Genomic DNA, 967 nt, shown 5'->3' with positions numbered 1-967 from the left:
CCTCTCCAACTGCGCGGCAATCAAACGGTTATCGGGATCGCAGGCGGCGTAGCGTCGCTCTGCCAGCGTGGCCTCATACTGAGCCTGCTGCAGGTCGAGTTCGATAATTCGCCGCTGCTCATTCAGGGTGTCCATACGCATTTGCTCGGCCTGCAGGGCCGCCTCTATCGCCATTGGTTCCACGACACGGATCAGTTCCTTCGCGATCGCGGCGTCTATGCGAGAGCCACCAAAGCTCATGCACTTCGGCGGCAGGTCAAAGCGATAGCATCGGTAGACGGGTTGCGGTGTGCGTCCAGTATAGGCTACCGACAGACGGCGTCCGCAACGCGCGCATCCAAGCAGACCGGCCAGCAAGGCTCGCCCGCCACGCCCCGATTTTACGTCGCCTGCCTTGCCATAGGCGTTGGCGGCGAGCCGCTGCTGGTTGCGCTCGAATTCCTCCCAGTCAATGTAGCCTGGGTGGTGTTCCTTGAGCAGCACCTCCCACTCCTCGAACGGCTTTGGGTGCTTGTAACTCTTGTGTGCACGGCCATCAACGATGGTCGTCTTGTTCCCGCTCTTACCGTAAGCATAAGCTCCCGCATAGAATGGATTCCTAATCACGGAGAGCACGTTGCGATAACGTATCAGCGTCCAGTCGAAGTGCGTCAGGCTACTACGATCAGTCGGACGCGGGAAGTGGACCTGCTCGGAGCGTAACGACATGAAGGTCTGTCGCGCGCTACCCAGTTCGCGAAAGCGAGCAAAGATCAGGCGTATCACTTCCTGCAGTCTCTGGTTCGGATCGAGACCCAGGCCGACCTCACGATGCCAGAGGTAGCCAATCGGCACGCTGATGCGCAATTCACCGCGCTGAGCTTTGGCACGCGCGGCGTCGAGCATACGCGTTCGAAGCACGTTGAGCTCGAACTCGCTGATGCTGCCCTTCATGCCGAGCAATAACCGGTCGTTCGGCCGGCAAGGA

The 967-nt window shown here is 59.9% G+C and carries 1 protein-coding gene; it reads right to left on the bottom strand.

Going from position 1 to position 967, the window contains the following annotated elements:
• On the bottom strand, window positions 1-933 hold a 933-nt coding region (locus tag AWB67_RS38580; protein WP_235025629.1), incomplete at its 3' end, for a recombinase family protein.
• Window positions 934-967: the final 34 nt, after the last annotated feature.

Origin of the sequence: Caballeronia terrestris (assembly GCF_001544515.1) — a bacterium.
GTDB lineage: Bacteria > Pseudomonadota > Gammaproteobacteria > Burkholderiales > Burkholderiaceae > Caballeronia > Caballeronia terrestris.
Note: the sequence above shows the minus strand (reverse complement) of the source record. Positions and strands in the feature narration are given on the sequence as shown.